Below are 22,810 nucleotides of genomic sequence, written 5' to 3' on the forward strand. Positions count from 1 at the left end.
GGAGGTCCGCGACGGGCGCCGGCGAGGGCCCGGCCAACCGCCGGCGCGGCGCCACCCGCCACCCGCCACCCGTCAGCGGGACCGCCGCGCCACCCACGCCGCCGCCTGCGTGCGCCGCTCCATCCCCAGCTTCGACAGCACCGCCGTCACGTAGTTCTTCACCGTCTTCTCCGCCAGGAACAGCCGCTCGGCGATCTGCCGGTTCGTCAGCCCCTCCCCGATCAGCTCCAGCACCCGCCGCTCCTGCTCGGTCAGCGCGTCGAGCACGTCGACCTGCGCCGGCCGCCGCAGGCGGTCCAGCACGCGGGCCGTCGTCCGGGGGTCCAGCAGGGACCTGCCCGCCGCCACCTCGCGCACCGCGTGCACCAGGTCCTGCCCGCGCACCTGCTTGAGCAGGTACCCCGACGCGCCCGCCATGATCGCGCCGACCAGGGCCTCCTCGTCGTCGAACGCGGTCAGCACCAGGCACCGCGGCCCGTCCGGCAGGGACCTCAGGCCCCGGCACAGCTCGACCCCGCCGCCGTCGGGCAGGCGGATGTCGACCACGGCCACGTCGGGCCGCGTGGCGGACGCCCGGACCAGCGCCTCGGCCACCCCGCCCGCCTCGGCGACCACCGAGATGTCGTCCTCGTCCTCCAGCAGCTCGCGCAGTCCCCTGCGGACCACCTCGTGGTCGTCCACGAGCAACACTCGCACCGGCACGAACCAACCATAGGGCGAATGCCGGTACCGGCCACGCCCGGTCACCAACACAGTGCAGGACATGTTCGTACGCGCGATCGAGGAAGCGGACCGGATCGTCGTCGGCCGGCTGGTGCTGGAGCTGTGGGGTTCCCACACGGCGGTCGCCCACGGGCACGTGTTCTTCCCCGCCAGCCTGCCCGGGTTCCTGGTCGAGCAGCAGGACCAGGTCGTCGGGCTGCTCACCTACTCGGCGGTCGACGGGCACCTGGAGATCGTCACCATCGACGCGCTGCGAAGAGGCAGGGGCGTGGGCAGCTCGCTGGTCGACGCCGTCGTGCGGCGCGCCCGGCAACTCGGCTGCAACCGCGTCCGCCTCACCACCACCAACGACAACCTCGACGCGCTGCGCTTCTACCAGCGCCGCGGGTTCCGGCTCGCCGCGCTGCGCCCGGACGCGGTGCGCGAATCACGCCGCCTCAAGCCGGAGATCCCCAGCGTCGGGGACTACGGCATCCCCATCACCGACGAGCTGGACCTGGAACGATGGGTCGCCCCGCGCTAGTTGTCCACACCGATCCCCACGTTGTCCACAGGGTTGTCCACAGGTCAGCGCCGCGGCAGCGGGCTGAACACCTCGTCCCAGGCCGCCGCGACCTGGCGCGCGCACGTGGTCGCCGCGACCCCGCCGACGCCGGTACCCAGCCCCGGCATGGCGATGGTGCGCACCACCTCGCGCACCGGCCTGCCGTCCTCCAGCCGCCCGTCGAGCCACAGCCGCAGCACGGCCCGCGCCGCCAGGTACGGGTGCACGGTGTCGCCCGGCAGCAGCTCGCCGGGCTGCCGCATGGTGGGCGCGCTGATCAGCCACTCCGGCTCGGGCTCGCCGGTCGGCGCGATCAGCGCCTCGCCCACCGGCAGCTCGCCGCCGTGCAGGGCCAGGACCGCGCTGCGCACGTGGTCCTCGACGTGGGGGAAGGCCCGCGCGTAGACCGCGTCGATGCCCCCGCGCATCCAGCCGGAGGAGTTGGCCGGACTCACCACGGCCTCGGCGACGATGTCGAGCACCGAGCCCCGGTGCACCTCGACGCCCGACCTGCCGTCGGCCACCGCGCCCCAGGCAAGGGCGAGCGGTTCGTCGACGGCGCACAGCACCAGACGGGGAACTGCTACCGGAGCGTTGATCTCACCCTCCGTATCGGCGGACACGCACACCAGCATTCCAGGAGAACCCGTTGCTGCGGAACGGGGGCGGGCACCCGCCGGGCGGGTGATCCTCGCCTCAACGCCGATCACTTGGCGTGCTCCTCGTATCGTTGCGGTCGTGCTCGCCTACTTCGGCCCCAGCGGAACCTTCACCGAGCAGGCCGCACGCGGCTTCGCCACCCCGCAGCAGGAGCTGGTCCCGTTCGACACGGTGCCCGCCGCCCTGGCCGCGACCCGGCGCGGGGAGACCGAGGCGGCCTGCGTGCCGGTGGAGAACTCCGTCGAGGGCGCCGTGCCCGCGACGATGGACGCGCTGACCGAGGGCGAGCCGCTGGTCGCGGTCGCGGAGGCGGTGCTGCCGGTGCGGTTCAGCGTGCTCAAGCGGCCGGGTGACGAGCCCGTGCGCACGGTCGCCAGCCACCCGCACGCGCTGGGCCAGGTGCGCCGCTGGCTGGCCGAGCACCTGCCCGACGCCGAGGTGGTCGCCACCACGTCCACGGCCGCCGCGGCGCGCGCCGTGCTGCACGGCAAGTTCGACGCCGCGGTGAGCGCCCCGGTGGCCGTCCGGCACTACCCGCTGGAGGTGCTGGCCGCCGACGTGGCCGACGTGCGCGACGCCAAGACCCGCTTCCTGCTGCTGCGCAAGCCGGGCCCGCTGCCCGAGCCGACCGGCCGGGACCGCACCTCCGTGGTGTGCACGGTCGCGGACCGGCCCGGCGTGCTGGCGGACCTGCTGTCGGAGCTGGCGCTGCGCGCCGTCAACCTGACCCGCATCGAGTCGCGCCCCACCAAGGACAGGCTGGGCGAGTACCGCTTCTCCATCGACATGGACGGCCACGTGGCCGAGCCCAGGGTGGGTGACGCGCTGGCCGGCCTGCACCGGCACTGCCAGCACCTGAGGTTCCTCGGCTCCTACCCGAGGGCCGAGCCGGGCGGGACGCCCGCGGGCAACGACGAGTTCGTCTCGGCCGCCGCGTGGGTGGCCGCCGTGCGAGAGGGGAGGGGCGCGTGAAGCTGGTCCTGGTGCGGCACGGCGAGACCGCCTCCAACGTCAGGATGGCCCTGGACTCGCTGCCGCCCGGTCCGCCGCTGACCGACGCCGGGGTGGCCCAGGCCGCCGCGCTGGCCGAGGCGCTGGCGGACGAGCCGGTGGCCGCCGTCTACGCCAGCACGGCCGTGCGCGCGCAGCAGACCGCCGCGCCGGTCGCCGCCGCCCACGGCCTGGAGGTCGAGGTCGTCGAGGGCGTGCAGGAGGTCTTCTGCGGCGACCTGGAGGGGCGGCACGACCGCGAGGCGTTCGAGGCGTTCCTGGCGGTGGCCAAGCGGTGGGGCGACGGCGAGCTGGACGCGCCGCTGCCCGGCGGCGAGAGCGGCCGGCAGGTCCTCGACCGCTACCTGGCCGCGGTGGAGCGGCTCGCCGCGCGGCACCGCGACGGCGAGACCGCGGTGCTGGTCAGCCACGGCGCCTCGCTGCGCATGGCGGCGCTGGCGCTGGCCGTCAACGTGGGCCCCGAACTGGCCCGCTCCGGCCTGCTGCCCAACACCGGCCGCGTGGTCCTGGAACGCACCCCCGAGGGTTGGCTGTGCACGTCGTGGACCGGCGTGGACGTGATCTCGCAGGAGTTACCGCTATGAGGATCGACGGCTCCACCGCCCTGGTCACCGGCGCCAACCGCGGCATCGGCCGGCACTTCGCCCGCCACCTGCTCGAACGCGGCGCGGCCAGGGTGTACGCGACGGCCCGCGACCCCCGGACCGTGGACCTGCCGGGCGTGGAGGTGCTGCGCCTGGACGTGACCGACCCCGGCTCGGTGGCCGCCGCCGCGGAGGTCGCCGGGGACGTCGCGCTGCTGGTCAACAACGCGGGCATCAACACCGCGCAGGACCTGGTCGGCGGGGACCTGGCGAAGATCCGCCTGGAGATGGACACCCACTTCTACGGCACGCTCGACGTGGTGCGGGCGTTCGCCCCGGTGCTGGCCGCGAACGGCGGCGGCGCGATCGTCAACGTGCTGTCGGCGCTGTCGTGGTTCTCCGCGCCGGGCACCGGCGCCTACGCCGCCGCGAAGGCCGCCCAGTGGGGCCTGACCAACGGCATCCGGCTCGAACTGGCCGGTCAGGGCACCCTGGTCACCGCGCTGCACCTGGGCAGCGCCGACACCGACATGATCGCGGGCACGGGCCTGGACCCGATCAACCAGCCGGCGGACGTGGCGCGGGCCGCCCTGGACGGGGTCGAGGCGGGCGCGGTGGAGGTCCTGGTCGACGACTGGAGCGCGCACGTGAAGGCGTCGCTGGCGGGCGACCCGGCGGTCTTCTACCGCGACCTGGTGGGCTGAGGGCGCCGGGCGCCCGGCGCTCCGGGGCCCGGGAGGTCCGGCCCCGGGCGCCCCCGGCGCCGCACGGACCGGGCTAACCCCACCCCAGCTCGTGCAGCTTGTCGTCGTCGATGCCGAAGTGGTGCGCGATCTCGTGGACCACGGTGATGGCGATCTCGTCCACCACCTCGTCCTCGTCCCGGCAGATGTCCAGGATCGCCTCGCGGTAGATGGTGATGCGGTCCGGCAGCACCCCGCCGTAGTCCATCGTCCGCTCGGTCAGCGCGATGCCGTGGTAGAGGCCGAGCAGGCTCGGCTCGTCGGGGTGGCGGTCCTCGACCAGGACCACCACGTTGTCCATCGCGCCGGCGAAGGCCGGCGGGATGAGGTCGAGGGCTTCGGAGACCAGCTCCTCGAACCGCTGACGGGACATCTCCACCGGCACGTCGTCACCTCGTCGTGGTGGGCTCGGTCGTGCTCGTCCCGGTGCTCGCCGTGGTCTCCGGGCCCGAGGAGGTCGGGGTGGGCGAGCCACTGGCCGAGTTGGACTGCGAGTGCAGCGGCGCCCCGGTCGGCTCGTCCTGCTGCACGGCGGTGGTCTGCGGCGGGTTCGAGGTGGTCAGCGGCGGCGCGTCCGGGTTGCGGACGCTGCCCTCCCACGCCACCAGCAGGTTGTTCTCGGGGATCGCGCCCACCTTGCAGTTGGTCAGCCGCGACCCGGCCGCCCAGCTCTCCGGCGCCCGGGTGTCCCACGCGACCACGAGGTCGCGCGCCCTGAGGTCGGCGCCGCCGGTGTACTCCTTGGCGATCCGGTCGCACTCGCCCGCCAGGAACTCCTCCTGCTGCTCCGGCGCCGGGTAGTCGCCGGGCGCCAGCGGCACCACGCCGACGATCTCGTAGGTGTGCGGCTTGGCGCACTCCACCGGGTCGCCGACCGACCGGGCCTCGGTGATGCCCAGGCACACGCCCGGGTCGTAGACGTCGGACTGGTCCTGGGTGCGGGCGGTGCCGTAGGCGGGCAGCAGGCCGCCCGCCGGGCCCGCCACCTGGAGGCCGCAGCGCACCGCCCGGTCGCCCTCGCCCCACAGCCGCGAGCCGGCGTTGAGCGGGCCCACGGTGTACTTGCCGAACGGGTCGAACTCGCCGCCCAGGTACTCCAGCGACGCCCGGGCGCAGTACTCCTGGCTGATCTCCTGCCACTGGACGTCGTCCGGGAACGGCGCCTGCGGGCCGTGCGAGGAGGAGATGTCGGCCACACCGGTCACCTCGAACAGGTGCTGGGCGGAGCAGTCGACCTTCGCGATGTCCGAGAGGTCCTTCCTGGTCCAGTTCAGGCAGTCGCCCGCCTGGGCCACCAGGACCGGGTTGACCGGGGTCGACCCGCCCTGGAGCGAGCCACCACCCGCGCCCACCGGCCAGGAGGTGAAGGTGCTCAGCGCGAGCAGGCCGAACGCGCCCGCGAACGCGCCGAGCATGACCATGTGGTCACCACGACGAAACCAACGGGCGCTCGCGGACATCTACTCCATGATGCCTGTGCCGTCCGGGACGCCCGCCGCCCGGGTGCCGAGTGTTGCTAATTGGACACTCGTCACCCAAATGGCGGCCGATCTCGGTACCGTCCCCGCCGGGAGTGGCTGATGACTGAGAACGACAACACCGGGAACACCGGCACGCCCGACCAGGGCAGGCCGGGCCAGGGTGGACCGAACGTGCCGACCGCGCCGGGTGGCGCGCCGCCGCCGTACGTGCCCGCACCGACGTCGCAGCAGGGCGGTCGGTCGGGCGGGCGCGGCCAGGTGCGCAACCAGGAGCCGGGCAAGACCAAGCCCCGGCCGCCGACGGTGGCCGAGCAGCGCGCGCGGTCCCGGCTCGCCCAGCAGGAGCGCGAGGCCGAGCTCGCCCGCGAGGCGGAGGAGAAGCGCAAGAAGAAGCTGCGCAAACGGCTGCTGATCAGCGGCGGCGTGGTCGTCGGCGTGGTCGGCGTGGTGGCCATCTGGTACGCCGCCGCCAGCCCCGACGAGGTCGACGCCCAGTGCACGATGAACGACGTCGTGGTGGACGACGACTACTGCGACGACAACTACGTCAACAGCCACGGCGGCTACCACAGCGGCGGCTTCTTCTACATCGGCGGCAACTCCTACCGCTACCACTACGGCGGTCCGAGCACGCCGGTCGGCCAGAAGGTCAGCGGCGGCAGCTACACGCTGCCCAAGGGCGCGAGCGTCAGCACGTCCTCGGGCAAGGTGATCCAGCGGGGTGGCTTCGGCGTCTCCGGCGGCAGCAAGAGCGGGAGCAGCTGAGTTGCGTCGCGAGTCCTCCTCGCCCCGGCCGAACTGGCAGCGCACCGTCTCCGAGCAGGGCCTGGTGTTCGGCGCGCCCGGCAAGCGGACCGACGGCACCCCCCGCCCCTACTGGGACGAGTCCGCGCACTACGTGTTCGACATGAGCGAGGTCCTGTCCCTGGAGGCGGACGTCGAGCTGCTCCACGGCATGTGCCTGGAGGCCGTCGACAACGTCGTGCTCACCGAGCGCTACCGCGACTTCGGCATCGGCGAGTGGCTGTGGCCGGCGATCGCCGAGTCGTGGAGGCGCCGCGACCCGCACGTCTACGGGCGGTTCGACCTGCGCTACGACGGCGGCGGCCCGGCCAAGCTGCTGGAGTACAACGCCGACACGCCCACGTCGCTGCTGGAGGCGTCGGTCGTCCAGTGGAACTGGAAGACCGACACCCACCCGGACGACGACCAGTGGAACTCGATCCACGAGAAGCTGGTCGAGCGCTGGGCGGAGATCACCTCGCGGCTGCCGTCCAACGAGGTGCACTTCACCTGGTCCGGCTCCGAGCCCTCGGGCGAGGACCACGTCACCGTGGCCTACCTCCAGGAGACCGCGGCCGAGGCGGGCATGGACACCGTGGGCCTGGCGATCGAGGAGATCGGCTGGGACCCGGCGCTCAAGCGGTTCGTCGACCTCGAAGAGGCCCCGATGGGCACGGTGGTGAAGCTCTACCCGTGGGAGTGGGTGACCGAGGAGCAGTTCGGCCGCTTCGCCGTGGAGAGCCTGCCCGCGACCCTGTGGGTCGAGCCGCTGTGGAAGATGCTGCTGTCGAACAAGGCGCTGCTCGCGGTCCTGTGGGAGATGTACCCCGGCCACCCCAACCTGCTGCCCGCGTTCCTGGACGACCCCGGTCTGCTGACCGAGTACGTGCGCAAGCCGCGGTTGGGCCGGGAGGGCGCCAACATCCAGATCGTCGCCCCCGGCTACGAGACCCAGACCACCGGGGTCTACGGCAAGGAGGGCTTCGTCTACCAGCTGTTCGACCCGCTGCCCGAGTTCGACGGCTACCGGCCGGCGCTCGGCGCGTGGGTCGTGGGCGACGCCTCGGCGGGCCTCGGCATCCGCGAGACCGTCGGCCTCGTCACCGACGACGGCGCGACGTTCGTGCCGCACCGGATCGCCTGATGGGCACGTCCCCCGGCGAACCGATCCCGTCACCGGCTCCTTCACCGGCGGCGCACATCCCCAACCCGCACCCCCTGGAGGGTCAGTGATCACCAACCTCGCGTTGGACCCCGGTTTCGGCAGTTCGATCGGCCAGGGCGTCGGCGCCATCGCGCTCTACGCCATCGTGGGCCTGCTGCTGATGGTCTTCGGCTTCTACGCGATCGACTGGACCACGCCGGGCAAGCTCAGCACGCTGGTGCGCGACGGCCACCCGAACGCGGTCATCGTCACCTCCGCGGGCCTGGTCAGCATGGCGCTGATCGTGGTCGTGGCCATCTACAGCTCGGAGGGCAAGCTGGCCGAGGGCCTGCTGTCGGCGCTGATCTTCGGCCTGGTCGGCATCGTCGTGCAGGTGCTCGCGGTCCGGCTGCTGGAGTGGGTGACCCGGCTCGACATCGGCTCGCTGATCCAGTCCGACCGGTTCGCCCCGGCCAGCGCCGTGGTCGCGGCCGCGCACGTCGCGCTCGGCCTCGTGGTCGCCGTCGCCATCTCGTAGCACCCGGGGCGCACCCGGCCCGGGTGCGCCCCCCGGCGCGCCTCAGCCGACCGGCAGGCGCTTCCGCCAGTCCAGCGGCCCGACCCTGACGCGGGTGCGGACCGACCCGTCCCACTCGACCGGCAGCCCGCCCGCGGTGAGCGCCTCGACGACCTCCCGCGCCACGGCCGTGTCCGCCGCCACCGGGTCACCGCCGTCGACCAGCGAGCCGAAGGCGAGCCACACCCCGCCGCCGTGCACCGCGCCCTCGGTGTCCTGCCGGTGGAAGAACACGTAGCCGTGCGCGCCCTCCGCCGCCTCGTCGCCGATCTCGGCGTGCCCGCACGTCTGGCAGCAGGTGAAGTCGGCGCGGGCCACCACGCCGCCCGCCTCCAGGTCCTCGAACACGGAGAGCAGCCGGTCCACGTCCGTCGTCCCCGGCCACCCCTCCTGCTCGGCGACGCGCTCCCGCCACACCCGCTCCACGACCGCCCGCGCGGCCGCCGGGGGCACCCGGCCCTCGTCGTCGAAGTAGTCGGTCACGTCCGCCACGGCGTCCGCCAACGAGGTGAAACCGCCGTGCACGACGTCGCGCGCGTGCTCCTCGACCTCCGCCAGCACGTCGGCGGGCAGGTCGGGGGTGTCGTCCGTTCGATCAGCCACGCGGGCATCCTGCCCGACGGCACCGACAATCCCGATCGTCGGCGCGGCGGCCAGGTACTACGCTGCTCCGCGTGATTGACCTCAAGGCTCTGCGCGACAACCCGGAGGCCGTCCGCGCGTCGCAGCGCGCGCGTGGCGAGGACGAGGCCGTGGTCGACGCGCTGCTGTCCGCCGACGAGCGCCGCCGGGCCGCGGTGGCCCGCGCCGACGCGCTGCGCGGCGAGCAGAAGGCGTTCGGCAAGCAGGTGGGCCGGGCCCGGGGCGAGGAGCGCGAGGCGCTGCTCGCCCGGGGCAAGGAGCTGTCCGCCGAGGTCAAGGCCGCCGAGGCCGAGCAGTCCGCCGCCGAGGCGGAGCTGGCCGAGCTGCACCGCGCCATCCCGAACGTGGTCCACCCCGACGCGCCCGAGGGCGGCGAGGACGACTACGCGGTGCTCAAGCACGTGGGCACGGCGCGCGAGTTCGACTTCGAGCCCCGGGACCACCTGGACCTGGGCACCCGGCTCGGCGCGATCGACATGGAGCGCGGCGCGAAGGTCTCCGGCTCGCGGTTCTACTTCCTCACCGGGGTGGGCGCGCGGCTGGAGCTGGCGCTGCTCAACATGGCCGTCGCCCAGGCCACCGCGGCCGGGTTCGACCTGATGATCACGCCCACGCTGGTCCGCCCGGAGATCATGGCCGGCACCGGGTTCCTGGGCGCGCACGCGAGCGAGGTCTACCGCCTCGAAGCCGACGACCTGTACCTGGTGGGCACCTCGGAGGTGCCGCTGGCGGGCTACCACGCCGACGAGATCCTGGACGGCGAGAAGCGGTACGCGGGCTGGTCGTCGTGCTACCGCCGGGAGGCCGGCTCCTACGGCAAGGACACCCGCGGGATCATCCGCGTGCACCAGTTCAACAAGGTCGAGATGTTCTCCTACGTGCGCCCCGAGGACGCGGAGGCCGAGCACGCCAGGCTGCTGGCCTGGGAGGAGGAGATGCTGGCCAAGGTCGAGGTGCCCTACCGGGTCATCGACACCGCGGCGGGCGACCTCGGCACCAGCGCGGCCCGCAAGTTCGACTGCGAGGCGTGGATCCCCACCCAGCAGGCGTACCGGGAGCTGACCTCGACCTCGAACTGCACCACGTTCCAGGCCCGCCGGCTGAACGTGCGCCACCGCGACGAGAACGGCAAGCCGCAGATCGCCGCCACGCTCAACGGCACCCTGGCCACCACCCGGTGGATCGTGGCCATCCTGGAGAACCACCAGCAGGCCGACGGCTCGGTGGTGGTGCCGGAGGCGCTGCGGCCGTTCCTCGGCCTGGACGTGCTCAAGCCCAACTAGGGCGCCCCGCACCCCCGGCCGCGCGGCCGGGGGCGCTCCGGGTCGGGCCGTGCTCCGCCCCGGGCGCGTTCCAGCCCGCGCCGGCCCCGCCCGCGCCCGGCCTGCTCCACGCCGCCCGCGCTCCAGCCCCGCCCCGCGCTCCAGCCCGCCCCGCGCCCGGCCCTGCTCCACGCCGGCCGCGTCCAGCCCCGCCCCGCGCTCCAGCCCGCCCCGCGCCCGGCCCTGCTCCACGCCGGCCGCGTCCAGCCTGCCCACGCTGGCCGCGTTCCAGTCCGCCTGCGCCAGCCCGCCCGCGCCAGCCGCCTTCCACGCCGGCCGCGCCTCAGGCCCAGCTGCGCTCCACCTCGCCCGCCACGTGCCTGCCGATCTCCAGCGACGAGGTCGCCGCCGGCGAGGGCGCGTTCAGCACGTGCACCTGCCGCGGCGCGGTGTCGACCAGGAAGTCGTCGACCAGCGAGCCGTCGGCGCGCAGGGCCTGCGCCCGCACGCCCGCCTCGGCCCGGACCAGGTCGTCCGGCCCGACCGCGGGCACCAGGCGGGCCAGGCTCGCCGCGAACCGCTTCCGCGAGAACGACCGCAGCACCTCCTCGGCGCCGGTGCGGGCGAACCGGCGCGCCAGCCGCCACGTGCCGGGGAACCGGGCCACGTCCACCACGTCGGCGGCCGAGAAGTCGCGCCACGCGTACCCCTCGCGGCGCAGCGCGAGCACCGCGTTCGGGCCCGCGTGCACGCTGCCGTCGAGCATCCGGGTCAGGTGCACGCCCAGGAACGGCAGCTCCGGGTCCGGCACCGGGTAGATCAGCCCGCGCACCAGGTGCCGCCGGTCGGGCCGCAGCTCGTAGTACTCGCCCCGGAACGGCACGATCGCCGCCGACGGCGCCACGCCCGCCAGCCTGGCCACCCGGTCGCTGTGCAGGCCGGCGCAGTTGACCAGGGCGTCCGCCCGCACCACCCCGTCCGGCGTGGCCACCTCGACGCCGCCGCCGGCGAGCGCCCGCCGGATCGCCAGCGCGGGGGTGCCCAACCGCAGGTCGTGGCCCTCCAGCTCGTCCACCAGCGCCCGGCACACCGCCGGGAAGTCGATGATCCCGGTGCTCTCCACCCGCAGCGCCGCGACCGCCGCCACCTCGGGCTCGTGCTCGCGCGCCTCCTCGGCGGTGACCCGGCGCACCGGCACGCCGTTGGCCTCCGCCCGCCCGGCCAGCGCCTCCAGGCGCGGCAGCTCGTCGCGCGAGGTGGCGACGACCAGCTTGCCGCAGACCTCGACCGGCACCCCGTGCTCCCGGGCGAACGCCACGATCGAGGCGTTGCCGGCCACCGACATGCGCGCCTTCAGCGACCCCGGCCGGTAGTAGAGGCCCGCGTGCACCACGTTGCTGTTGTGGCCGCTCTGGTGCGCGCCCCAGCGCGCCTCCTTCTCCAGGACCGTCACCGCGTGCCCGCGCCGCACCAGCTCCCGCGCGGTCGCCAGGCCGACGATGCCGCCGCCGACCACCACCACCCGTCGCACGCCGTCAGCCCCTGACCAGCTCGGGCAGCACGTCGGCCGCCACCCGCTCCAGCACGGCCTCGCTGCCCGCGAACACGCCGTCGGCGCGCGGCCAGTGCACGGCCAGGTCGGTGAACCCCAGCTCCCGGGCCCGCCCGGCCACGTCCCGGAAGTGCTCCACGCCGGTCAGCGAGTACACCGGGCACGAGTCGGCGTTGAGGTGGAGGTCGACGGTGCCCTCCGCCCGCCCGATCCGGGCCAGCTCCTCCCGGAACCGGTCCGTGAGCTCGGCCACGCCGCGCCACCACGCGCCCTCGTCGTCGGCCTCCGGCCCGGTGGTGATCCAGCCGGTGCCGTACTTCGCCGCGACCGCCATCGCCCTCGGCCCGTTCGCGGCGACCACGAACGGCAGCCGCGGCTGCTGCACGCACCCCGGCGCGCTCCGCGCGTCCCGGACCCGGAAGTGCTCCCCGTCGAAGTTCGTGCGCGGCCGCGTCAGCAGCAGGTCGAGCGCCGCCACGAACTCCTCGAACCGGCCCTGCCTGCTGCCGGCCGGCGGACCGCCCATGACCTGCGCGTCGTGGCCCCGGCCACCGGCGCCGACGCCGAGCGTGAAGCGGCCGTCGCTGATGTCGTCCAGCGCCAGCAGCTCCCGGGCGAACGGCACCGGGTGGCGGAAGTTCGGCGAGGCCACCAGCGTCCCCAGCCGGATGCGCTGCGTGACCGCGGCCGCGGCGGTGAGCGTCGGGACCGCCCCGAACCAGGGACCGTCCACCAGGGACCGCCACCCCACGTGGTCGTAGGTCCAGGCGTGGTGGAAGCCGTACTCCTCGGCGGCCTTCCACTTGTGTTCGGCCATCCACCAGCGGTGTTCGGGGAGGATCACAATCCCAGTGCGCACCCGGCGACGGTATCCGACCAGGCACCATGGGGGTGTGCAGAGACCTTCCCTCGTGGCGTCCGACGTCGACGGCACCCTCCTCGGCCCGCTGGGCCGGCTCAGCCCCCGCACCACCGCCACGATCGGCCGCGTGCTCGCCGCGGGCGTCCCGTTCGTGCTGGCCACCGGCCGCCCGCCGCGGTGGGTGCCCGAGATCGCCGACGCCGCCGGCCTCACCGGCTACGCGGTGTGCTCGAACGGGGCCGTGCTCCACGACCTGGCCGCCGACCGCGTGGTCGCCGCCGAGCTGCTGTCCCCGGTGCAGCTGACCGACCTGGCCGCCCTGCTCGACGAGGCGCTGCCGGGCTGCGCGCTGGCCTCCGAGCGGGTCGGCGGGAGCGCCCGCCGCCCGGCCGAGGCCGAGTTCGTCTCCGACGCGCACTACCTCCACCCGTGGCCGGAGGGCTCGCAGCCGCTGCCTGGCCACGCGCGGGCCGAGCTGCTCGGCCGGGACGCGGTGAAACTGCTGGTCAGGCACCCGAACATGACCTCGGAGGAGATGGCGCGGGCGGTGGGGCCGCTGGTCGGCGACTCGGTGACCATGACCTACTCCACCGACGAGGGCCTGCTGGAGTTCGCCGCGCCCGGCGTCACCAAGGCGTCCGGCCTGGCCGCCGTGGCCGAGCGGCTGGGCGTGCCCGCGAGCGGGGTGCTGGCCTTCGGGGACATGCCCAACGACGTGCCGATGCTGACGTGGGCGGGCCACGGCGTGGCCATGGCCAACGCGCACCCGGCGGCCCGCGAGGCGGCCGACGAGATCACCGCGGCGAACTCCGAGGACGGGGTCGCGCTGGTCCTGGAGCGGTGGTTCTGATCCCCCGTCCGGTGATGGGTACGGGGAGGTCATCCGGGGTACCCACGCCGGAAGTGCCCGGTGTCAACCGTGCTAGCGTGCGGCGCGACTGGTAGCCCGGCTCTCACACCGTGGGCCACGCCCTGATGACGTCACCACTTTTCACAGCGCAGCGGCAAACACAGGAGTACTCATGCTTTCCGTGGTCATCCCCTGCTTCAACGAGGAGCAGGGTCTGGTCAGGCTGAAAGAGGCGCTGACCAAGGAGCTGAGTGCGATCGTCCCGGAATTCGAGGTGCTCCTGGTCGACGACGGCAGCAAGGACCGCACGCTGGAGGTCATGCGCCGCATCTCCGGTGAGGACCCGCGCTTCCGCTACCTGGCGCTGAGCCGCAACTTCGGCAAGGAGGCCGCGATGCTCGCGGGCCTCAGCCAGGCCCGGGGCGAGGCCGTCGCGATCCTCGACGCCGACCTCCAGCACCCGCCGGAGCTGCTGGCCCGGATGCTACCGCTGCTGGACCAGGGCTACGACCAGGTCGTCGCCCGCCGCACCCGGAAGGGTGACGGAAAGGTCCGGTCGCTGATCTCGAAGATGTACTACAAGATGATGAACCGCCTGGTCGACGTCGAGCTGGAGGACGGCGTCGGCGACTTCCGCGTGCTCAGCCAGCGCGCGGTGCGGGCGCTGCTGTCGCTGGGCGAGTACAACCGCTTCTCCAAGGGCCTGTTCTCGTGGATCGGCTTCGACACCGTCGTGGTCGACTACGAGAACGTGACCCGCGAGGTGGGCGGTAGCAAGTGGACCTTCCGCAAGCTGCTGAACTACGGCATCGACGGCGTCATCTCGTTCAACAACCAGCCGCTGCGCCTGGCGGTCTACCTCGGCGGGTTCTTCACCGCCCTCGCGTTCGGCTACATCGTCTGGATCCTGGCCGACGCGCTGATCCGCGGCGTGGACGTGCCGGGCTACGTCACCCTGGTCACCGCCATCCTCGGCATCGGCGGCCTCCAGCTGCTGTTCCTCGGCGTGATGGGCGAGTACCTGGGCCGCATCTACTACGAGACCAAGCGCCGGCCGCACTTCCTGCTCAAGGAGGTCAGCGGTGACTCCGACGCCCCGGTGAGCGTGCCGCTCGGCCCGGGTCTCGACCGCCAGGAACTGCTCCAGCACACCCTGGAGCACGAGGTGCGCCCGACCACCGGGGCGAAGCTGTGAACCTGGGCCGCATCGTCCGGTTCGGCGCCGTGGGCGTGGTGAACACGGGGACGTACTTCCTCTGCTACGTCGGCCTCACCACCTTCCTGCCCTACTTCGCGGCGCACGTGCTGGCGTTCGTGCTCAGCATGATCGGGTCGTACTTCCTCAACTGCTACTTCACCTTCCGGGTGAAGCCGTCGTGGAAGAGCTTCCTGCTGTTCCCGCTGTCCACCCTGGCCAACTTCGTGATCCAGTCCGCGGGCCTGTGGGCGCTGGTGGAGCACGCGCACATGAACCAGACGGTCGCGCCCCTCGTGGCCGCCGTCGTCGCCATCCCCATCACCTTCCTGGTCACCCAGCTGATATTCCGCGGGAACGTGCCCGGTGACCTGAAGAAGAGCGACTCCCCGCAGGAGGCCACGGCGTGAGCCTGCTCCACGACGGGGCGACCGCGGTCGACGCCGACCGGGCGCCCGAGGCGACGAGGGGCGACCGGGGCGGCCTGGTCTGGCCGCTGGCCACCTGCGCCCTGGTCGCGCTGCTGGCGCTGGTCCCGCTCGTCAACAACCGGATCTTCTACTACTGGGACGACAGCGCCGCCCAGTTCCTGCCCACCTGGCACCACCTGGGCACCCTGATCAGGGACGGCCAGTGGCCGCCGCTGCTCGACGTGGACGCCTGGATGGGCGGCAACTACGCGGCCGAGGCGCTGTTCGGCATCTACAACCCGCTCTACGTCGCCAACTACGTCCTGGTGTCCCTGCTGCCCGACCTCGCGGTCTCCGCGCTGCTGGTCAAGGCGCAGTTCATGGTCCTGCTGGCGCTGGGCACCTACCTGGTCGCCCGCGACTACGGCGCCGCCCGGTGGGCCTCCTCCGCGGTGGCCGTGGCGCTGCCGTTCAGCGGCTTCACCCTCTACTTCGACACCGCCGGCTGGGCCTCGGGCCTGATGTCGTTCTCGATGGTGCCCCTGCTGTGGTGGGCCGCGCGCCGGATGGCCGACGGGCGGATGAACCCGTTCTGGGTCTTCCTCGTCGGCGCCCTCATCGTGACCGGCGGCAACCCGTACGGCGTGCTCGGCATCTGCATCGTGCTGGTCGGCCTGATGGTCGAGAACCTGGTGCGCGGCCGCCGCGCGGTCCTGGTCCGGCTCGTGCTGGTCGGTCTGTGCGTCGGCGCGGTCGTGCCCCTGGTGTTCTTCGCGCTGCTGGGCAGCTCGTCCGTGACGTGGCGCAGCGGGCAGGGCATCTGGAACGACGGGATGCTGGTCCCCGGCCTGGGCGACCTGCTCAACCTCAGCGCGCCCACCTACCTGCCGCAGATCAGCAACTGGCAGGCGACCATGCACAGCCCGGTCGCCTACTTCGCCTGGTTCGTGGTGCCGCTGGTGCCGTGGCTGCGCTGGGGCGTGCTGCGCGACCGCCGGCGCGAGCTGGCCGGCGTGGGCGTGGTCGTCGTCGCCTACCTGCTGCTGACGCTGAGCCCGTCGCAGCTGTGGATGTTCCGCTGGCCGCTGCGCCTGATCGAGTCGGTCTACCTCGGCCTGGCCGTGCTCGTCGCGGTCGTGCTGTCCGAGGGCCTGCGCACCGACCGGGCCAGGGCCCGCGCGGTCGCCTCCGGCGCGCTGCTGCTGTTCTCCACCTACCTGTCGTGGGCGGGCACGCCGCAGCACCGCAACTGGCACCTCGTCGCCCTGGTCGTGGTCGCGGCCCTGACCGCCCTGGCCGTGCGGGCCGCCAAGCGCGGCACCGCCGAGCTGGCCATCGGCCTGCACCTGGGCACCGCCGCCGTGCTGCTGCTCCAGACCACCGCCTTCGTCGGCAACTTCAACGTCAACCCGTACTACTACCCGCACTCGGTGCAGGTCCTGCGCGACTCGTTCGCGGGCTACCAGGGCGCCACCATGCAGTTCGCCGACCGCCGCGCGGTCGACCGGCTGGGCCGCGGCCCCGACGGCGCGTGGGAGCACGTCCTGTTCGGCACCGCCTACCGGGCGGCCGGCGTCAACGCGGTGAACACCTACACCGGCATGGGCTTCAAGGACTTCTCCGAGACGTTCTGCATGAGCTTCATCGGCGAGTCCTGCGAGGCCGGCTACCGGAACCTCTGGCAGCCGAGGGACGACCGGGGCACCACGCTCGCCGAGATGATGCGCCTGGACACCGTCGTGGTCGACCGCGGCCTCCTCGACGAGGTCGCCGCCCCGCCCGGGTGGCGGGTGCGGGAGCGCGACGACGCCGTGACCGTGCTCGCCCGCGAGGAACCGCACGCGTGGCCGGACGGCCGGCTCGGCGCCGTCTCCCCGGGCGTCGAGGTGCTCTCCGACACCTCGCCCGAGGAGACCGCCGAGGCCGTGCGCTTCCGCGTGACCGACGACGCCGAGCCCGCCCGGCTCACCTTCGCCCGGCTCAACTGGCCCGGCTACACCGCGCTGGTCGACGGCCGCGAGGTGCCCGTCACGACCGGGCCCGCCGGGCTGCTCCAGGTGGACCTGCCGGAGGGCGTCGACGAGGGCGAGCTGACCCTGGAGTGGACGCCCCCGGGCTTCGCCGCGGGCCTCGCCGCGGGCGCCGCCGGCCTGGTCGGCGCGCTGGTCCTGGCCCTGTTCGGGCGCCGCTGGAAGCGCCAGGGGGGTCGGTGAGCCGTGACCTACCAGACCGGTAACCTCGACCCCGTGGATTTCGCGGGTTTTGACCTGATCGTGGTGGGATCGGGCTTCTACGGCCTCACCGTTGCCGAACGCGCCGCCTCCCAGCTGGGCAAGCGGGTGCTGGTGCTCGAACGCCGGGAGCACATCGGCGGCAACGCGTACTCGGAGGCCGAGCCGGAGACCGGTATCGAGGTGCACCGGTACGGCGCGCACCTCTTCCACACCTCGAACAAGAGGGTCTGGGAGTACGTCAACCAGTTCACCGAGTTCACCGGCTACCAGCACCGCGTGTTCGCGATGCACGCCGGGCAGGCGTACCAGTTCCCGATGGGCCTCGGCCTGATCGCGCAGTTCGTCGGGCGCTACCTGGGCCCGGAGGAGGCCCGCGCGTGGGTCGCCGAGCACGCCTCCGAGATCGACTCCAAGGACGCGAAGAACCTGGAGGAGAAGGCGATCTCGCTGATCGGCCGCCCGCTGTACGAGGCGTTCGTCCGCGACTACACCGCCAAGCAGTGGCAGACCGACCCGAAGGAGCTGCCGGCCGCGGTCATCAGCCGCCTCCCGGTCCGCTACACCTTCGACAACCGGTACTTCAACGACACCTACGAGGGCCTGCCCGTCGACGGCTACACCGCGTGGTTGAAGAAGATGGCCGATCACCCGAACATCGAGGTACGGCTGAGCACCGACTTCTTCGACGTGCGCGAGGAGATCCCGGCCGGCACCCCGATCGTGTACACGGGTCCCCTGGACCGGTACTTCGACTACAGCGAGGGCTGGCTCGGCTGGCGCACGCTGGACTTCGAGCAGGAGGTCCTGCCGGTCGGTGACTTCCAGGGCACCCCGGTGATGAACTACAACGACGCGGACGTGCCCTACACCCGCATCCACGAGTTCCGGCACTTCCACCCGGAGCGCGAGTACCCGTCGGACAAGACGGTCATCGTCCGCGAGTTCTCCCGCTCGGCGGAGAAGGAAGACGAGCCGTACTACCCGATCAACACCGCCGAGGACCGCGCCAAGCTGGAGCGGTACCGGGAGCTGGCGAAGCAGGAGGCGGCCGAGCGCAACGTGCTCTTCGGCGGCCGGCTGGGCACCTACAAGTACCTCGACATGCACATGGCCATCGGCTCGGCGCTCACCGCGTTCGACAACCGCATCGCCCCCCACCTGGTCGACGGCACGCCGCTCGACGGCAACCTGGACTGATCGGGGCCGGTACTCCGTCGCCGGCGCGGGCCGTGCGACGGAGTATCGTCGGTGCCACCGTGGCCACCTCGTCCAGGTGGCCGGACTTCACCCGCAGCTCACCCGAACCGCCCGTGCGCGCGGTTCGTCCGGAGGGAACCAGTGACCGAGCAGAGCCCCCTCGATCCCAAGCACGTGCTCCAGCGCGTGATCTTGCCCCGGGAAGAGGACCCGCTTGACGTCCGCCCGCTGTACCTGGACGAACCGGAGAACGTGCACGCGCACGTGTCGTCCCGGCGCTCGGTGACGGTCCCGGCGTCGGCGAAGGTCTCGTTCGCGTCGTACTTCAACGCGTTCCCGGCCAGCTACTGGAAGCGCTGGACGGTCGTGGAGGAGGTCGTGCTGCGGCTGCGGGTCCGCGGCGCCGGCCGCCTCGACGTCTACCGCTCCAAGCCCAACGGCGACCCCATCCACCTCGACGGCCGCCCGGTCCGCATCGGCGGGCAGTGGGAGGACGTCGAGTTCCGGGTCAGCCTCAAGCCGTTCGAGGACGGCGGCTGGATCTGGTTCGACGTGTTCACCGACGACAGCACGCTGGAGATCGGCGAGGCCGCCTGGACCACCGACCAGGTGCTGCCGGAGCAGCAGGTCGCCATCGGCATGACCACCATGCGCCCGGTCGACGCCGTCATCGCCCTGCGCGCGCTGGGCGAGGACCCCCAGGTGCTCGCGGTCGTGCAGAAGGTGTTCGTCGCCGACCAGGGCGCGGTGAAGGTCCGGGACACCGAGGGCTACGCCGAGGCCGTCGCCCTGCTGGGTGACAAGCTCGAGGTCATCGAGCAGGACAACCTCGGCGGCTCGGGCGGCTTCACCCGCGGCCTGTACGAGGCGATCGAGCACACCGACGTCGACCAGATCATGCTCATGGACGACGACATCCGGCTGGAGCCGGACGCGGTGCTGCGCTCCAACGCGTTCGCCCGCGCCGCCGCCCAGCCGGTCATCGTCGGCAGCCACATGCTCAACCTCCAGGCCCGCGCCCGCCTGCACAGCATGGGCGAGGTCGTGGACCTGGCCAGCTGCTTCTGGCGGGCGGCGCCGGGCGCGGTCACCGACCACGACTTCGGCGAGGAGTCGCTGCGCGAGACCGGCAAGCTCCACCTGCGCATCAACTCCACCTACAACGGCTGGTGGATGTGCCTGTTCCCGCGCGAGGTCGTGCAGCGCACCGGCTACCCGCTGCCGCTGTTCATCAAGTGGGACGACGCGGAGTACTCGCTGCGGGCGCTGGAGAACGGCTACCCGACCATCTCGCTGCCCGGTTCCGCGGTGTGGCACATGCCGTGGACCGACAAGAACGACGCCACCGACTGGCAGGCGTACTTCCACACCCGCAACCGGCTCATCATGGCCGCGCTGCACAGCCCGTACGACATCCGCTCCACCCTGGTCAAGCAGGGCATGAAGCTGTCGCTGCGGCACCTGCTGTCGATGGAGTACTCGACGGTGGCCGTGCAGCAGAAGGCCATCGAGGACTTCCTGGAGGGTCCGGGCCGGCTGTTCGACTCCCTGCGCACGGCCCTGCCGGACATCCAGCGGCTGCGCAAGACCTACAGCGACGCCCAGGTGCTCCCGTCGGCCCGCGAGTTCCCGCCGCCCACGTTCGACATGGTGCGGGCCGAGTCCATGCTCAAGCCGCCGGTGAACCCCGCGGTGATCGCGGCGAAGGCGTCGAAGGCCCTGCTGCACAACCTGCGCACCCCGGAGAAGCACACCGAGGAGCGCCCGCAGATCAACGTGCCGGCCACCAACGCCCGCTGGTTCCTGCTCGGCAACCTGGACAGCGCGACGGTGTCCAACGCCGACGGCAGCGGCGTGGCGTTCCGCAAGCGGGACCCGAAGGAGTTCCGCCAGCTGATGGCGCGGGTGGTGCGCAACTACCGCCGGCTGGGCCAGGAGTGGCCGCGGATGAAGAAGACCTACCGGGACGCGCTGCCCGAGATGACCTCGGTGGAGTCGTGGCGCAAGGTGTTCGAGAACCGGTGAGCCGGTGGCCGGCCGCGCGCCGGTGAACGCTCCGCAGGGGTCCCCGCCAGGGGACCCCTGCTTTTATTGTGCCGGCGGGGTACGACGATTTCGGGTCGCCGGAGTTCGCCTGTGGACAGCGGAGGCGGCAGGCGTTCGGTCGGGCTCCCGCTCGACCGGTGACCCGTGCGTTCAGCCGGCGGTCCGTGCGTTCGACCGCCGGCCCGCAAGCCCAACCGGCGGTTCGTGCGTTCAGCCGGCAGTCCGCACGCCCAACCGGCAGCCCGCAAGCCCAACCGCCGACAACCCGCGCTCACTCGAAGTGCGCGGCCACCACGTGGCTGAAGTTCACCACGAACTCCTTGCCGTCCCCGGTGGGGATCGCCTGCGTGTGGCCGTTGCGCACGACCTGGATCAGGCGCGGCGCGAGGTCGGCGACCGTCTCCTCCGGCACCTTGATGGAAATCGGGTTCGGGTTCGCGGCCAGGTGCAGCACCAGGGCCGTCCTACGCGCTTCGGAAACCATGCGCACAGCTCACCAGCACCCCGCCGACCAGGCAAGGAAGGTTCGCCAACGGCGATTCCGCCGCCGGCTGAACCCCGCCACCCGGCCCCGGCCGGACCTCACTTGCGGAAGAACCGCTCCCGCTGACCCAGCCGCACCAGCCGCAGCCACTCCAGGAACGCCTTCGGGTCCCGCCGCACGCCGATGAAGTACAGCCCGAACCGGAACGCCTCCAGCAGCCCCAGCTTGCGCATCCCCGGCTGCGAGAGCAGGTACCCCCGGTTGCGGTAGGTGTAGTACCGCTTGACCTCGTTCTCCGGGTCCTGCGCGTGGAACCGCCCGCCGAGCATCGGCTTGAACTCGTCCGACCCGTCCGGGTGCAGGTAGGCGACCCGCAGGGACGTGCCGAACCGCAGCCCGCTGCGCACCAGCCTGCGGTGGATCTCCACCTCGTCGCCGCGGAAGAACAGCCGGTAGTCCGGCACGCCGATCACGTCGACCGTCGACGCCTTGAACAGCGCGCCGTTGAACAGGGACGCGATGCCCGGCAGGAAGTCGCGGCCGAGCTCGGACGCGTTCCGCTTCCAGGTCAGCCCCCGCCGCAGCGGGAACGCCAGCTTCTCCGGCCGGTCGATGTTCGTCACCACCGGCGAGACGGCGGCCAGGTCGCGCCGGGACGCCTCCTCCAGCAGCACCGCGAGCACGGTCTCGTCCGCGGGCCGGCCGTCGTCGTCCGCCAGCCACAGCCAGTCCGCGCCCAGCGACAGCGCGTGCAGCATCCCCAGGGCGAAGCCGCCGGCGCCGCCGAGGTTGCGGTGCGACGCCAGGTACGTCGTGGGAATCGGGCACTGCGCGACGAGGTCGTCGACCGGCTGGTCCGGCCCGTTGTCCACGACCACCAGGTGGTCCAGGGGCCGCGTCTGCGACGCCAGCACCTTCAGCGAGTCGGCCAGCAGCTCCCGCCGGTGGCGGGTCACCACGACCCCCACCACCGCGCCCTGGGGCAGGGCCCTCTCCACGCTCACCTACTCGCCACCGTTCCGGCTCAAAGCCCTCGGCTGACCGATCCGATCCAGCGTCTCCTGGCTCAGGTGCTCGAACGGGTCACGCCCCTTGTAGGAGGTGATCACCTCGCGCAGCGAACCCTGCGACTTGACCTGCCCCTCCTCCATCCAGATCGCCGTGGTGCACAGCTCGACCAGGAAGTCGTCGGAGTGGGAGGCGAACACCAGGATGCCCGACCGCTTGACCAGGTCGTTCAGCCGGTCCCGGGCCTTCTCCAGGAACGCCGCGTCCACCGCGCCGATGCCCTCGTCGAGCAGCAGGATCTCCGGGTCGATCGAGGTCACCACGCCCAGCGCCAGCCGCACCCGCATACCGGTCGAGTAGGTGCGCAGCGGCATGGACAGGTAGTCGCCCAGTTCGGTGAACTCGGCGATGTCGTCGACCCGCTTCTCCATCTCCTTGCGGCCCATGCCGAGGAACAGGCCGCGGATCATGATGTTCTCGTACCCGGAGATCTCCGGGTCCATGCCCACGCCGAGGTCGAAGACCGGCGCGACCTTGCCCACGATCCGCGAGCTGCCCCGCGTGGGTTCGTAGATGCCCGCGAGCAGCCGCAACAGGGTGGACTTGCCCGCGCCGTTGTGGCCGACCAGGCCGACGCGGTCACCGTGTTGGAGCGAGATGTTGATGTCGTGCAGCGCCTCGATGATCGGGACGCGACCCTCCGCGCCGATCTTGCCGCCGACCTTGCCCAGGGCGAGCTTCTTCAGCGACCTCGACTTGGCGTCGAAGATCGGGAAGTCGACCGAGGCGTTCCAGACGTCGATGCTGACCATGGTGTA

The 22,810-nt window shown here is 72.5% G+C and carries 24 protein-coding genes; 14 read left to right on the plus strand and 10 right to left on the minus strand.

Annotated features, from left to right (window positions below; translation table 11 throughout):
* Nucleotides 1-72 precede the first annotated feature (72 nt).
* On the minus strand, nucleotides 73-702 hold the full coding sequence (locus tag Q5530_RS04650) for a response regulator (RefSeq protein ID WP_415360925.1): 630 nt from the start codon (nucleotides 700-702) through the stop codon (nucleotides 73-75).
* Nucleotides 703-763: 61 nt separating this feature from the next.
* Here Q5530_RS04650 and Q5530_RS04655 point away from each other — a divergent pair, with 61 nt between their 5' ends.
* Nucleotides 764-1,246, plus strand: a complete 483-nt coding sequence (locus tag Q5530_RS04655; protein WP_380632584.1) for a GNAT family N-acetyltransferase — start codon at nucleotides 764-766, stop codon at nucleotides 1,244-1,246.
* Nucleotides 1,247-1,290: 44 nt separating this feature from the next.
* Here the strand turns inward: Q5530_RS04655 and Q5530_RS04660 are convergent, their stop codons facing one another.
* A complete protein-coding gene (locus Q5530_RS04660) occupies nucleotides 1,291-1,902 on the minus strand; it encodes a macro domain-containing protein (RefSeq protein ID WP_415360927.1) in 612 nt (203 codons plus the stop codon).
* Between the two features lie 103 nt (nucleotides 1,903-2,005).
* On the opposite strand from Q5530_RS04660, the gene pheA reads away from it, so the two are divergent.
* Genes pheA through Q5530_RS04675 form a run of 3 tightly spaced genes read left to right on the plus strand, consistent with a single transcriptional unit; the run spans nucleotide 2,006 to nucleotide 4,226 of the window.
* On the plus strand, nucleotides 2,006-2,899 hold the full coding sequence (gene pheA / locus Q5530_RS04665) for a prephenate dehydratase (RefSeq protein WP_415360928.1): 894 nt from the start codon (nucleotides 2,006-2,008) through the stop codon (nucleotides 2,897-2,899).
* Nucleotides 2,896-3,522 carry a histidine phosphatase family protein gene (locus tag Q5530_RS04670; protein ID WP_415360929.1) on the plus strand — a complete coding sequence of 209 codons (627 nt, stop codon included), beginning with the start codon at nucleotides 2,896-2,898 and terminating at the stop codon, nucleotides 3,520-3,522. Before pheA ends, Q5530_RS04670 begins: the two co-directional genes overlap by 4 nt.
* Complete coding sequence (locus Q5530_RS04675) at nucleotides 3,519-4,226, plus strand: SDR family oxidoreductase (protein ID WP_415360931.1); 708 nt, start codon at nucleotides 3,519-3,521, stop codon at nucleotides 4,224-4,226. Before Q5530_RS04670 ends, Q5530_RS04675 begins: the two co-directional genes overlap by 4 nt.
* A gap of 73 nt (nucleotides 4,227-4,299) precedes the next feature.
* On the opposite strand, the gene Q5530_RS04680 is transcribed toward Q5530_RS04675, so the two are convergent.
* A complete protein-coding gene (locus Q5530_RS04680) occupies nucleotides 4,300-4,650 on the minus strand; it encodes a metallopeptidase family protein (RefSeq protein WP_380632572.1) in 351 nt (116 codons plus the stop codon).
* A 4-nt stretch (nucleotides 4,651-4,654) separates the two neighbouring features.
* The gene (locus tag Q5530_RS04685) at nucleotides 4,655-5,686 is read right to left on the minus strand and encodes a septum formation family protein (protein WP_415360933.1); all 1,032 of its coding nucleotides are present in this window, start codon (nucleotides 5,684-5,686) and stop codon (nucleotides 4,655-4,657) included.
* Nucleotides 5,687-5,845: 159 nt separating this feature from the next.
* Between Q5530_RS04685 and Q5530_RS04690 the strand changes: the two genes are divergently transcribed.
* The 3 genes from Q5530_RS04690 to Q5530_RS04700 all read left to right on the plus strand — a co-directional run bounded on the left by Q5530_RS04690 (nucleotide 5,846) and on the right by Q5530_RS04700 (nucleotide 8,211).
* A complete protein-coding gene (locus tag Q5530_RS04690) occupies nucleotides 5,846-6,511 on the plus strand; it encodes a hypothetical protein (RefSeq protein WP_415360934.1) in 666 nt (221 codons plus the stop codon).
* 1 nt (nucleotide 6,512) lies between these two features.
* Nucleotides 6,513-7,673 carry a glutathionylspermidine synthase family protein gene (locus Q5530_RS04695; protein ID WP_415360935.1) on the plus strand — a complete coding sequence of 387 codons (1,161 nt, stop codon included), beginning with the start codon at nucleotides 6,513-6,515 and terminating at the stop codon, nucleotides 7,671-7,673.
* An 85-nt stretch (nucleotides 7,674-7,758) separates the two neighbouring features.
* The gene (locus Q5530_RS04700) at nucleotides 7,759-8,211 is read left to right on the plus strand and encodes a DUF350 domain-containing protein (protein WP_415360936.1); all 453 of its coding nucleotides are present in this window, start codon (nucleotides 7,759-7,761) and stop codon (nucleotides 8,209-8,211) included.
* Nucleotides 8,212-8,253: 42 nt separating this feature from the next.
* On the opposite strand, the gene Q5530_RS04705 is transcribed toward Q5530_RS04700, so the two are convergent.
* Nucleotides 8,254-8,853 carry a DUF6891 domain-containing protein gene (locus Q5530_RS04705; RefSeq protein ID WP_415360938.1) on the minus strand — a complete coding sequence of 200 codons (600 nt, stop codon included), beginning with the start codon at nucleotides 8,851-8,853 and terminating at the stop codon, nucleotides 8,254-8,256.
* 71 nt (nucleotides 8,854-8,924) lie between these two features.
* Between Q5530_RS04705 and serS the strand changes: the two genes are divergently transcribed.
* The gene (gene serS / locus Q5530_RS04710; protein ID WP_380632559.1) at nucleotides 8,925-10,175 is read left to right on the plus strand and encodes a serine--tRNA ligase; all 1,251 of its coding nucleotides are present in this window, start codon (nucleotides 8,925-8,927) and stop codon (nucleotides 10,173-10,175) included.
* A gap of 322 nt (nucleotides 10,176-10,497) precedes the next feature.
* Here the strand turns inward: serS and lhgO are convergent, their stop codons facing one another.
* Together lhgO and Q5530_RS04720 are read right to left on the minus strand one after the other, a co-directional pair.
* A complete protein-coding gene (lhgO, locus tag Q5530_RS04715; protein ID WP_415360940.1) occupies nucleotides 10,498-11,685 on the minus strand; it encodes an L-2-hydroxyglutarate oxidase in 1,188 nt (395 codons plus the stop codon).
* 4 nt (nucleotides 11,686-11,689) lie between these two features.
* Nucleotides 11,690-12,565 (minus strand): LLM class flavin-dependent oxidoreductase, encoded by an 876-nt coding sequence (locus tag Q5530_RS04720; RefSeq protein ID WP_415360942.1) that lies wholly within the window; start codon nucleotides 12,563-12,565, stop codon nucleotides 11,690-11,692.
* 34 nt (nucleotides 12,566-12,599) lie between these two features.
* Between Q5530_RS04720 and Q5530_RS04725 the strand changes: the two genes are divergently transcribed.
* The 6 genes from Q5530_RS04725 (at nucleotide 12,600) to Q5530_RS04750 (ending at nucleotide 20,479) form a co-directional block, all read left to right on the plus strand.
* Nucleotides 12,600-13,418 (plus strand): HAD family hydrolase, encoded by an 819-nt coding sequence (locus Q5530_RS04725; RefSeq protein ID WP_415360943.1) that lies wholly within the window; start codon nucleotides 12,600-12,602, stop codon nucleotides 13,416-13,418.
* Nucleotides 13,419-13,590: 172 nt separating this feature from the next.
* Complete coding sequence (locus Q5530_RS04730; RefSeq protein ID WP_380632551.1) at nucleotides 13,591-14,613, plus strand: glycosyltransferase family 2 protein; 1,023 nt, start codon at nucleotides 13,591-13,593, stop codon at nucleotides 14,611-14,613.
* Nucleotides 14,610-15,023, plus strand: a complete 414-nt coding sequence (locus tag Q5530_RS04735) for a GtrA family protein (protein ID WP_415360944.1) — start codon at nucleotides 14,610-14,612, stop codon at nucleotides 15,021-15,023. The genes Q5530_RS04730 and Q5530_RS04735 overlap by 4 nt, the downstream gene beginning before the upstream one ends.
* Nucleotides 15,020-17,236, plus strand: coding sequence for a hypothetical protein (locus Q5530_RS04740; protein ID WP_415360945.1), 2,217 nt, complete (start codon nucleotides 15,020-15,022; stop codon nucleotides 17,234-17,236). Before Q5530_RS04735 ends, Q5530_RS04740 begins: the two co-directional genes overlap by 4 nt.
* A 33-nt stretch (nucleotides 17,237-17,269) precedes the next feature.
* Entirely contained in the window at nucleotides 17,270-18,454 is a 1,185-nt protein-coding gene (glf, locus tag Q5530_RS04745) for a UDP-galactopyranose mutase (RefSeq protein ID WP_380632543.1), read from the plus strand.
* A 141-nt stretch (nucleotides 18,455-18,595) separates the two neighbouring features.
* Nucleotides 18,596-20,479, plus strand: coding sequence for a glycosyltransferase (locus Q5530_RS04750; RefSeq protein ID WP_415360947.1), 1,884 nt, complete (start codon nucleotides 18,596-18,598; stop codon nucleotides 20,477-20,479).
* A gap of 292 nt (nucleotides 20,480-20,771) precedes the next feature.
* Here the strand turns inward: Q5530_RS04750 and Q5530_RS04755 are convergent, their stop codons facing one another.
* From Q5530_RS04755 to Q5530_RS04765, 3 genes are all read right to left on the minus strand, one after another.
* Nucleotides 20,772-20,984 (minus strand): hypothetical protein, encoded by a 213-nt coding sequence (locus Q5530_RS04755; protein ID WP_415360949.1) that lies wholly within the window; start codon nucleotides 20,982-20,984, stop codon nucleotides 20,772-20,774.
* Between the two features lie 98 nt (nucleotides 20,985-21,082).
* Nucleotides 21,083-21,988 carry a glycosyltransferase gene (locus Q5530_RS04760; protein WP_380632535.1) on the minus strand — a complete coding sequence of 302 codons (906 nt, stop codon included), beginning with the start codon at nucleotides 21,986-21,988 and terminating at the stop codon, nucleotides 21,083-21,085.
* The gene (locus tag Q5530_RS04765; RefSeq protein ID WP_380632532.1) at nucleotides 21,989-22,804 is read right to left on the minus strand and encodes an ABC transporter ATP-binding protein; all 816 of its coding nucleotides are present in this window, start codon (nucleotides 22,802-22,804) and stop codon (nucleotides 21,989-21,991) included.
* Nucleotides 22,805-22,810: the final 6 nt, after the last annotated feature.

The sequence above is a fragment of the Saccharothrix sp. BKS2 genome, from assembly GCF_047689505.1.
Lineage (GTDB): Bacteria > Actinomycetota > Actinomycetes > Mycobacteriales > Pseudonocardiaceae > Actinosynnema > Actinosynnema lopnurensis.